This is a genomic window from Pseudoalteromonas sp. MB47, from assembly GCF_011319765.1.
Lineage (GTDB): Bacteria > Pseudomonadota > Gammaproteobacteria > Enterobacterales > Alteromonadaceae > Pseudoalteromonas > Pseudoalteromonas simplex.
In genome coordinates this window covers 242,879-252,850 of record NZ_VFBD01000006.1, presented here as the reverse complement: position 1 = coordinate 252,850, position 9,972 = coordinate 242,879, and the positions used below count along the sequence as shown (strand labels likewise).

Here is a 9,972-nt window from a genome sequence, read left to right as displayed (position 1 = left end):
CTGGAAACGATCCTTCACACACCAGGACACCTTCCTCTTGATCGGATCGACGTATGGTTTCAGGACGAAGCACGATTTGGCCAGCAAAATCCGACTACGCGCATTTGGGCTGAAACAGGCACTCGGCCACGGATTGTAAAACAACAGCAATTTGACTATGGATACTTATTTGGCGCGGTATGTCCAGCCACAGGCCAAACAGAAGCGTTAGTTAGCCCATTCGTAAATAAAGAAGCAATGACGCAGCATATGCGCCAGATATCACACGCGACACCTGTTGGAAGACACGCTGTCGTGATAATAGATGGCGCAGGCTGGCACACATACGATACAGCTGCAGAATTTAAAAACCTAACCCTGATAAAGCTCCCACCTTATTCACCAGAGCTAAATCCAATAGAGCAAGTATGGAGCTGGATACGACAGCATTGTTTATCCAATAGAGTGTTTTCGGGCTATGACGAAATTGTCGATGAAGTTTCAAAGGCATGGAATCACTTTATTTCAATCCCGGATCGAGTGAAGAAAATGTGCAATCGGGAATGGATTAAATTGATTTAATCTTTATGCGGAATGGTATAATTTGGCAATCAGTGCAGTGACAGTTTATCACTTTATTTTCATCAACGTTTGCATGGTAAGTTACCTCACCACAATGACAACGACCGGTAACCTTCATATTAAACTCCTTGTTGAGATGACTGCTCTTTTACAGGGTAATGATTAGCGTGTTTCAAGCTTTGTAAATCATTAAAACGTACCCCATGCTGAGCCATAATAGGATGTATTTTTTTGCTTATCAAATGCCTGATATAAAAGGGCTGATTCGGCACAAAATGATGGATTGTGTGGGTACGACCAAAATCAAAACAAAATAGTTGAAACGGTAAAAACCAGCGGCTGGTGATCACATGCGTTTGCTCAAGCAAATTATTTACACCGCCATAATAATGCATTGAAGATGTCACTAAGTTAAGAGAACTCGAACGAATAATATTAGGCACGATAAGTACCACCATTAAAAACTCTGCCATCGCCAATAACTCAGCTCCCCACGGCGGCAATGTAAATGGCTGTACGAACTGCACTGCATAATAAGCAATTACCCCGTAAAGAATCGCAAAATACGCAGTAGCAATCGGAAAGCCCGCATTAAATACACGGAAGAACTTAAAACCACTAATTTCTTTTTTAAATCGCTTGGTATTGATTAACAAACCTAGCAAGCCATCAGTAATGACCAAAGCTCTCAACAAGGGCGACTTAATACCATTGCCTACTAAACGCTCTTCTAAATCTTGTGAGGTGCCGGATACTTTATGGTGATGTAAATGAATCTTTCTGCGATACCAAGGGTTCACCGTATTAGGCCGCATAAGCCACACGGTTAACATCATAAAGTTATGTATAAAAGGACGATTACTAAAATACTGCTTATGGATAAGGTCATGCTCAAGCTCATGCGATATTGAGGTAATAAAGGCAGCCAGAATGATGCAAAGCCACGAGGGAATAACCGCTAAGTAATAAAGTGTCGCAACACCGAATAGTGAACACAACGACACCAGCAGAATTACCATCGCAATTTTATTTTGTTGGTTAAGTATAGGGTAACGCGCTCTTAACGACTGCTCTTCGGCCTTAATGGCTGTAACAATCGCCTTGATGTTTTGCTTTGCGGTTAATTTTGACATAGTAAGCTTTTGCTAACTGCTTAATACCAAAATCATACCGTAATTATCTACTGCTCTCTAGAAAATTGCGTTAAAAATGGTATTACATCATTTGCTGGTAATGGCTTAGAAAAGTAATAGCCTTGGATATAATCGCAGCCTGCTTCGGTAAGCACCGCCAATTGCTCGCGCTCTTCAACCCCTTCAGCAACGACCTTAATACCCAATACTCGACTCATTTGGATAATCGATTTAACCAGCGCTTCGTCACCTAAATCAACATGAACTTCATCTATGAAAGACTTATCAAGCTTGAGTACATCAACAGGGAAACGGCGTAAATAACTAAGAGATGAATAACCGGTACCAAAATCATCCAATGAAATTAAGCAACCCGCCTCTTTTAATTGAGTAAGCACATCGAGATGGTTAGTATTTTCAGGAGCTAAAACACTTTCAGTTAATTCAAAAGAGATTTGTGACGGCTTAACCCCTTGGTTGTTGATAATTTCAAGCCATGCATTACGCTCAGGATTAAACTCAGTAAACTCAAATAAAGACCGATTTACGTTAAAAACAACATCGTTATAACCTTGCAGCTCTAACGCTTTTATTTGCTGACAAGTTTTAACCAACACCAGCTCACCAAGTGGAATAATCACTCGAGACTCTTCTGCTAACGGAATAAACTCCGCAGGTGATACCCATTGCCCTTGATTATTCCAACGCACTAAACTCTCGAATTTAGCAACCGTGTTATTTTCTATATCGATAATAGGTTGAAAATAAACTTCAATTTCGTCGTTTTTCACTGCCAAAGTTAGCTGATCTATAAGCAAGTTTTGTGTTTTTATTTTGTTATCCATTTCAGTGCAGAAAAATAAATACTCCGTACCAGCTTGCTTTGCATTGAGAGTTGCAAGCTCAGCTTGTCTTATCAAGCGGCGTGCTATTTTTTCGATTTTATGTTCAGAGGATGAAATATAACGTTGCTCAAAACAGCTGATCCCAAGAGTTACATATACTTGCTGGCTAATACCACCAATTGAAAAAGGCTCAACCAACAATGCTGTAATTTGCTTACAAACATGTTCTAGCTCACTAATATGCTGATAGGTTTGTAAAATAGCAAAGCTATCACCATCTATTCGAGAAAAGGCTGATTCTTTAAAACAGCTTTCAAGTCGCTCAGCTAGTTTACATAAGACTTTGTCACCAAATGTTAGGCCATATACCGTATTAATATTCTGAAATTTATCAACATCAAAATAAATTACTGCCAAGTTTGTATCTACTTCATCTTGATATGCAAGAGACGAAATTAAAGTACACAAGTACTCTTTAAAGTAAAAACGATTAGTTAACCCTGTAAGTTGGTCGTGGTTAGCGTGAAAATAAATTTTTCGCTCAGCTTCTTTTTTCTCGGTAATATCTAAAATAAACGCCACATAGCAATCCTCAGCATTATTTTGCATTTTGGTTATTGATAAAAATTGCGTATATAGCTTACCTTGCTTAGTTTTATTGGTAATTTCACCAGACCATTTGCCCTCAGTATTAATCTGATGCCACATAGCTTTATAAAAATGTGGATCATACTGGTTTGAACTTAAAATTTTAGGGTTTTCCCCTAAGACTTCGTCCAGCGAATAGCCCGTCATTTTAGTGAAGGCAGTATTTGCATAGGTAATTTCTACATTGTGGTCGCAGATAAAAATAGCTTCGTGGCTTTGTTCTATTAACTGATTAGAAAAATCTAGCTTAGCAATGAAACGGTCTTTTTCAATTTCACGCTGGATTAAACCTGTAAATAACGAAAAGAAAGATTCGATTGATAACGCATCACTTATTTCATGCTGAAAAAGCGCTACCAGAATGGTATTTGTCTTGCCAGAAATGCTTTGTAATGGCACACCCACATAAGCTTCAATATCCATATCAACAAGCAATTGATCATTAGGGAATAGCTGCTGAACACCTGAGTTGTAACTTGAAACACTGCCACAGCTGACATCATTGCATGGTGTACAGCGAATATCGTAGCTGATGTTTTCAACTATTTCGTCATGCGCAACTAAAGCGATGGTTGTCGCATATAAAGTTGACTCATCGACTTGAGCCAAAAAAACATGCGAAGCACCCAGCACTTCTGATAAAGATAGGCATATTGCATTATAAAAGTTCTCACTTTTAAGATTTGAAATACTTTCAACAATACGCTTTAAATCGTATGTACCCATGTTATGCCACCCAACCGTTTTTTCCGCTAAGAGTCTGACTTAACCTGAACTAAAGACGGTAAATTCTATTATATTAAGCACTTAAACACCATGGTACTCTAGTCGAAAGCGGTTAACTTTCAAACAAATAAGCATACATTTTTCATGGTTATTTCAAAAGTAAGCATAGTTTGAAGTTTACAGGTTATAAATAGAACAAAAGTTATTTTAATCGGGGGTGAATTAGTACTTAGATTTGAGTTATAGGTGTTAGGCTCTGGGTGCTAGGCAAAATACCCCCTTGGGGCTGAGGGTGGTTTCAAAACCCAACAACCGCACCGCTCGGCTAAAAACTGACAGCTGATGGCTGGTAGCTTTTTCAGACATAAAAAAACCCTAACCAATTGGCTAGGGTTCAAAAGTGGTACCAGTAGGCGGACTTGAACCGCCACGCCCGAAGGCAACGGATTTTGAATCCGTCATGTCTACCAATTCCATCATACTGGCTTCATTTTTCTTTAACCTTCTAAACACGAGAAGATAAAGAAAAACCACTTTAGAGCGAAAGCTTTTTTTACTGCTTTTGTCTCTATGCCAAGCATTATACAAAGAATGGGTAAGGCAGCAAGCGTTTTGTGCGGCGTCACTGATCAACCGAACAATAATTAAACAAGTTGTTAACTTTAGAGTTTGTCAGTGTCCACTACCCTACTAGTTTTATAGGTATTGAAATTTTAAAGCTTGGATGATTAAAGGTATGGTGGGTTTTGCTTTAATAAATAGTGATGTTTGCATACTCATTTTGATTGTGTAATTAAGGTTAGCAAAGCCAGTTCAGTTCCCAGCATACTAAACAGCCGTTAAGTATTTCTTGTTTGCGAAGGACTTTGCTAAACTACTGCGCAATTTAATTGGATGAGATTGTTTATGTCAGCTGAGTTTCCACGTGCCGGTTTCTGGCGCCGCTTTGCCTCTTTAATTTACGATACCTTGGTTATCATTGCCTTTGCGATGCTGACAACCGTACTGTATTTATTAGCTATTCAAGGGCTTATTTCTTTAGAGTTACTTAGCATTGGTGACGCCGAAGATGTCTCTGCTTTCATTCAAAATTCACCCTTACTATACGGTATCCGTAGCGCATTATTAGTAATAGTGAGTATCAGTTTCTTTAGTTACTTTTGGACTAAAAGCGGCCAAACAATTGGTATGCGCGCGTGGCGTTTGAAGGTGCAAACCCTCGATGGCCATTTAATTAGCTGGCATCAAGGTGCACTTAGAGCCATTACTGCACTATTAGGTTTAGGTAACTTAGTGGTGTTGGTCGATTTTAAAAATAAACGCGCATTGCAAGATTACATTGCAAAAACTGAAGTGATCACTTTAACTAAAGAAGAAAACAAACGTATTTATCGCTCACTTGATTAAAGGCAAATCAAGCATAAAAAAAAGCGTGGTTCAAACCACGCTTTTTTATGATTTAAAACGAATTTTACACCCGTTTATTCAACAGGTATGTTGCAAACCCAATAAACAACAGACTTGGTAACACAGCACCAACCACAGCTGGAATTTGGTAAACCATTACCACAGGACCAAATATCTCATTGGTTAAGTGGAAAGTAATACCAGTTATAACACCCATGATGATACGTGCGCCCATGGTTACTGTGCGAAGTGGTCCGAATATAAACGACAGAGCAACTAACAACATAACGGCGATAGATACTGGCTGCATGATTTTGCGCCATAGCGCCAACTCATAGGTGCTAGTATCTTGTTCATTTTGCTGTAAATAACCTAAATAAGACCAAAGCCCAGTAAACGACAACGATTCGGGCTTAACTGATACGACGCCTAATTTTTCAGCAGTCAGTTGCGAGTCGTAGAACTCTTCTTTGTACTGCTCAGTCGTGATCTGCTCTGGCGTGATCATGACTTTATTTACATCACGAAGTAACCAGCCATCTTTACGATTTAATGCTTCTTCTGCCTTGGTAATTTGCGTAAGTTGCAACGATTTATCAAAGTGATACATATGCACGCCACGTAAAGTACCTTGCTGATCGACATCTTCAATATTAATAAAGTTACTACCATCTTTCGCCCACACACCTTGCTTAGCATTAAATACATCACCACCATAAATCGCTTGGTTACGTATTTCTTTTGCTTTGAGCTGTGCTTCTGGGGCGCCCCATTCACCTAGCGCCATCATACAAATAGCCATAAACATCGCGGTTTTCATGACTGATACAATAATTTGCAAACGTGACATACCCGCCGCTTGCATAACAACCAACTCACTATTTGATGCCAATGCGCCTAGACCTGTTAAGCCACCAATCAATGCTGCCATTGGGAAGAAGATAACTAAATCACCTGGCATGCTATACAGGGTGTAAATCAACGCTGTTGCAATATCGTAGCTACCACGGCCAACTGATTTTAACTGCTCAATAAACTTAATGAGGGTACTGATACCTACCAGCACCATTAAAGCAAAACCGGTTGTTTGAATTATGCTGCGACCTAAATACCAGTCGAGTGTTTTCATCATGCGCTTAACTCCCGCTTAGTCACAACTGCCTTTAACCATGCGCCGAGCGGACGACCTTTAATAATCAAGAAACCACCAATAAACAAGGCTGATAAATGGATCCACCATAAGCCAATTGAAGGCGGTATTTTTCCATCTTCAACAGCAAACTTAGCGGCATTCAACAAAATGAAATACCCTAAATACAAGCTAATTGCGGGCACTAATTTAGCGAATTTACCTTGGCGCGGATTCACCACACTCAGAGGCACCGCGAGTAAAGTTAATAATGGAATTGAAAGTGGAATAGCTAAACGCCACTGCCACTGTGCAATGGCTTCAGAGGTTTTCATTTTCAATAAATCAAGGGTTGGAATTGCTTCTAACTTACGGCGCTGGTGCTCTATTTCTTGATCTTGAATTTGTACACTGTAACCATCGAACTCAGTTAAGTTCAAAGCAGCAGACTCGCCGTCTGTTTCGTAACGCTTACCATCATTAAGAACAAGTTGCTGTTCACCGTTATCTTGTTCAATCACCACACCACGCTCTGCATACACTAAACGGGCTAAGTCACCTTTTTCACGATCAGGTAACTGCGCAACAAATACCTTGTGTAGCTCTTTACCACTGTTTTCAATGTTGTGAATAAAAACGACCGCTTTTTCGTTACCTGTTTGCTGGAAACGCCCAGCACGTAATGCCGATAAGCCAGCATCGGCTTTTGCTTGTTCTTTTAATTGATATTCTTGCTCACTGGCCCATGGTGCGACATAAAGAGTTAGGGCACCAGCTAAAATAGCCATGGCAGTACTTGAGATAAGCGTTACCCGAACTACGTACCACTCACTGACACCGCAGGCTCTGAAAACTGTCATTTCGCTGTCAGCATAAATGCGACTGTACGCCAAAATAATACCCAAGAAGATACTCAAAGGCAGGATAAGTGAAGCAAGTTGAGGAAGCTTTAGCGCAATCATCGAAAGCACAAGTTTAGCTGGAAGACCCCCTTCAGAGGCGTCTCCTAAAATAACAACAAACTTTTGAGACACAAAAATAGTCATCAAAGTTAAAAATACGGCGACCTGCGACTTGAAGACTTCAGTGGTCAAATAACGAAAAATTAGCAATGCTCGCCCCTGTTAAACATCGAGTTTCACTGGAATAGTAAGGATTTTTGAGTAAACTAGTTATTTTACTCACTTTATTATATGTCATCAGTGTCAAATATCATACCTAGCAAGCGCATATAATCTTGCATTAATGGTACAGATGACATCTATTATGTGATATTGATATTCACATTAAGATAAAGTTCAAAAACACATAAATAGAGTCATGGTTTATGTACTAAGATTAGTGCTACTAAACTAAAAAATGTAAGAAAAGACTCGAAAAATAAATTCTTACCCTTATAAATTAAGGTTATACGACTCAATATCAGGAGCAACAATGGAATTTAGCGTAAAAAGTGGTAGTCCAGAAAAGCAACGTAGCGCATGTATTGTAGTAGGCGTTTATGAGCCACGTCGTTTATCCCCCATTGGTGAACAATTAGATAAAATCAGTGACGGTTATATCTCAAACTTATTGCGCCGCGGCGATCTTGAAGGTAAGCCTGGCCAAGTATTACTATTGCATCATGTACCTAATGTACTAAGCGAACGAGTATTGTTGGTAGGTTGCGGCAAAGAGCGCGAGCTTGATGACAAACAATACAAACAAATTATCTCAAAAACGATAAACACACTTAACGAAACAGGTTCAATGGAAGCGGTATGCTTTTTAACTGAGCAACATGTTAAGAGTCGTGACACTTACTGGAAAGTACGCCAAGCAGTTGAAACAACTCAGGACTGCTTATACACCTTCAATCAACTGAAGAGCAAAAAAAGCGACCCTCGTCGTCCTTTACGTAAAATTGTTTTCAACGTACCAACGCGTCGTGAGTTAACCATTGGCGAAAGTGCAATTGAGCATGGCTTAGCCATTGCTGCAGGTAGCAAGTTATGTAAAGACGTTGCCAATATGCCGCCAAATATCTGTAACCCAGCTTATTTAGGTGAGCAAGCACAAGAAATCGCTGATAACTTCGATAATGTGACTGTTGATATTATTGGTGAAGAAAAAATGGCAGAGCTGGGCATGAATTCATACCTAGCGGTTGGCCGTGGTAGTGCTAATGAATCGGTTATGTCGGTCATCAACTATCAAGGTGGCGACAAAGACCAAGCGCCAATCGTGTTAGTCGGTAAAGGCTTAACTTTCGACTCTGGCGGTATTTCAATCAAGCCAGGCGAAGCCATGGATGAAATGAAATACGACATGGGTGGCGCCGCAGGTGTTATTGGTACTATGCGCGCACTTGTGCAAATGCAATTACCAATTAACGTTGTCGGTGTTTTAGCGGGTTGTGAAAACATGCCTGGCTCAAACGCTTATCGCCCAGGTGATATCTTAACAACCATGTCGGGTCAAACAGTTGAAGTGTTAAACACAGATGCTGAAGGCCGTTTAGTACTGTGTGATGCACTCACTTATGTTGAGCGTTTTGAACCTGATACCGTTGTCGATGTAGCAACACTGACAGGTGCGTGTATTATCGCGCTAGGTTCGCATGCCACAGGTTTACTATCAAACCACAACCCACTGGCCCATGACCTACTAAAAGCATCTGAGCAAAGTGGCGACCGCGCATGGCAATTACCTTTATGGGATGACTATCAAGAGCAACTTGAAAGCCCATTCGCTGATTTCACCAACTTAGGTGGTCGTGCAGCAGGTACGATTACAGCGGCATGCTTCTTATCTAAATTCACCAAAAAATATAACTGGGCGCATTTAGATATTGCAGGTACAGCATGGCGCAGCGGCGGTAAAAACAAAGGCGCAACCGGTCGTCCGGTACCTATGTTGACTCAGTATTTGCTAAACCGCGCAGGCGTGAGCGAAGCAAGTCACGATTAAGCCTTACCGCAAGCTTAAAACTAACCCTAAATAAGGCGCCAAATGGCGCCTTATTAATTGAAGCAATTCGCGTTCTATGTCAAAATCCCTGCTTTGATCTGTGTATCTGTGGGGACGAAAGTCACTATGAATATGAACGCACAATTTTACGTTCTAAAACAAGATGATAGTGCCCACCAAGCGGCTGGCGCTGTTTTCGATCTGGCAGCTAAAATTGCTGCGGATCAGTATCGTCTAGGTCATCGCGTATTTATTTACGCTGATAACACCGACACGGCCCACACAATCGACGACATCATTTGGTCATTTGAACCAGATAGTTTTGTACCACACAACTTACAAGGTGAAGGCCCTAAAGGTGGCGCTCCGGTTGAAATTGGTATGACTCCACCTGTCGGCAACAGAAAAATATTAATCAACTTAGCTGAGCACCTACCGGATTTTATTCGCCGTTTTCAGCAGGTTTATGATTTCGTACCCGTTGAGCCAAATGCTAAGCAAGCCGCCCGTGAGCGGTTTAAAAAGCTTCGCCAACTGGGCGCCCATATTGCAACGCAAGAAATTGACATTTAAG

The 9,972-nt window shown here is 40.6% G+C and carries 8 protein-coding genes and 1 tRNA gene; 4 read left to right on the top strand and 5 right to left on the bottom strand.

The features are described 5' to 3' along the window. The coding region (locus tag IMPJCBKJ_RS03790) for an IS630 family transposase (protein WP_166338866.1) at positions 1 to 561 on the top strand (561 nt) is incomplete at its 5' end. Positions 562 to 680: 119 nt separating this feature from the next. On the opposite strand, the gene IMPJCBKJ_RS03785 is transcribed toward IMPJCBKJ_RS03790, so the two are convergent. The 3 genes from IMPJCBKJ_RS03785 to IMPJCBKJ_RS03775 form a co-directional block, all read right to left on the bottom strand. After that, positions 681 to 1,694, bottom strand: a complete 1,014-nt coding sequence (locus tag IMPJCBKJ_RS03785) for a fatty acid desaturase (protein WP_166338864.1) — start codon at positions 1,692 to 1,694, stop codon at positions 681 to 683. Positions 1,695 to 1,741: 47 nt separating this feature from the next. After that, positions 1,742 to 3,913 carry a GGDEF domain-containing phosphodiesterase gene (locus tag IMPJCBKJ_RS03780; protein ID WP_054552627.1) on the bottom strand — a complete coding sequence of 724 codons (2,172 nt, stop codon included), beginning with the start codon at positions 3,911 to 3,913 and terminating at the stop codon, positions 1,742 to 1,744. A gap of 401 nt (positions 3,914 to 4,314) precedes the next feature. Then, a tRNA-Leu gene (locus tag IMPJCBKJ_RS03775) sits at positions 4,315 to 4,399 on the bottom strand. Positions 4,400 to 4,819: 420 nt separating this feature from the next. On the opposite strand from IMPJCBKJ_RS03775, the gene IMPJCBKJ_RS03770 reads away from it, so the two are divergent. Further along, the gene (locus tag IMPJCBKJ_RS03770) at positions 4,820 to 5,320 is read left to right on the top strand and encodes an RDD family protein (protein WP_138598900.1); all 501 of its coding nucleotides are present in this window, start codon (positions 4,820 to 4,822) and stop codon (positions 5,318 to 5,320) included. Positions 5,321 to 5,384: 64 nt separating this feature from the next. On the opposite strand, the gene lptG is transcribed toward IMPJCBKJ_RS03770, so the two are convergent. Together lptG and lptF are read right to left on the bottom strand one after the other, a co-directional pair. Then, positions 5,385 to 6,452 carry an LPS export ABC transporter permease LptG gene (lptG, locus tag IMPJCBKJ_RS03765; RefSeq protein ID WP_054552636.1) on the bottom strand — a complete coding sequence of 356 codons (1,068 nt, stop codon included), beginning with the start codon at positions 6,450 to 6,452 and terminating at the stop codon, positions 5,385 to 5,387. Continuing rightward, entirely contained in the window at positions 6,449 to 7,561 is a 1,113-nt protein-coding gene (gene lptF, locus IMPJCBKJ_RS03760; protein ID WP_054552637.1) for an LPS export ABC transporter permease LptF, read from the bottom strand. Before lptF ends, lptG begins: the two co-directional genes overlap by 4 nt. A 322-nt stretch (positions 7,562 to 7,883) precedes the next feature. On the opposite strand from lptF, the gene pepA reads away from it, so the two are divergent. Further along, the gene (gene pepA, locus IMPJCBKJ_RS03755; RefSeq protein WP_062570143.1) at positions 7,884 to 9,398 is read left to right on the top strand and encodes a leucyl aminopeptidase; all 1,515 of its coding nucleotides are present in this window, start codon (positions 7,884 to 7,886) and stop codon (positions 9,396 to 9,398) included. 126 nt (positions 9,399 to 9,524) lie between these two features. Beyond that, positions 9,525 to 9,971: a DNA polymerase III subunit chi gene (locus IMPJCBKJ_RS03750; RefSeq protein WP_054552639.1), complete on the top strand. Its 447-nt coding sequence runs from the start codon at positions 9,525 to 9,527 to the stop codon at positions 9,969 to 9,971. Position 9,972 lies beyond the last annotated feature (1 nt).

Excerpts from the sequence above, each read along its gene's own strand:
- IMPJCBKJ_RS03785 (WP_166338864.1), bottom strand. The coding sequence starts at position 1,694 with ATGTCAAAATTAACCGCAAAGCAAAACATCAAGGCGATTGTTACAGCC.
- IMPJCBKJ_RS03780 (WP_054552627.1), bottom strand. The coding sequence starts at position 3,913 with ATGGGTACATACGATTTAAAGCGTATTGTTGAAAGTATTTCAAATCTT.
- IMPJCBKJ_RS03770 (WP_138598900.1), top strand. The coding sequence starts at position 4,820 with ATGTCAGCTGAGTTTCCACGTGCCGGTTTCTGGCGCCGCTTTGCCTCT.
- lptG (WP_054552636.1), bottom strand. The coding sequence starts at position 6,452 with ATGATGAAAACACTCGACTGGTATTTAGGTCGCAGCATAATTCAAACA.
- pepA (WP_062570143.1), top strand. The coding sequence starts at position 7,884 with ATGGAATTTAGCGTAAAAAGTGGTAGTCCAGAAAAGCAACGTAGCGCA.
- IMPJCBKJ_RS03750 (WP_054552639.1), top strand. The coding sequence starts at position 9,525 with ATGAATATGAACGCACAATTTTACGTTCTAAAACAAGATGATAGTGCC.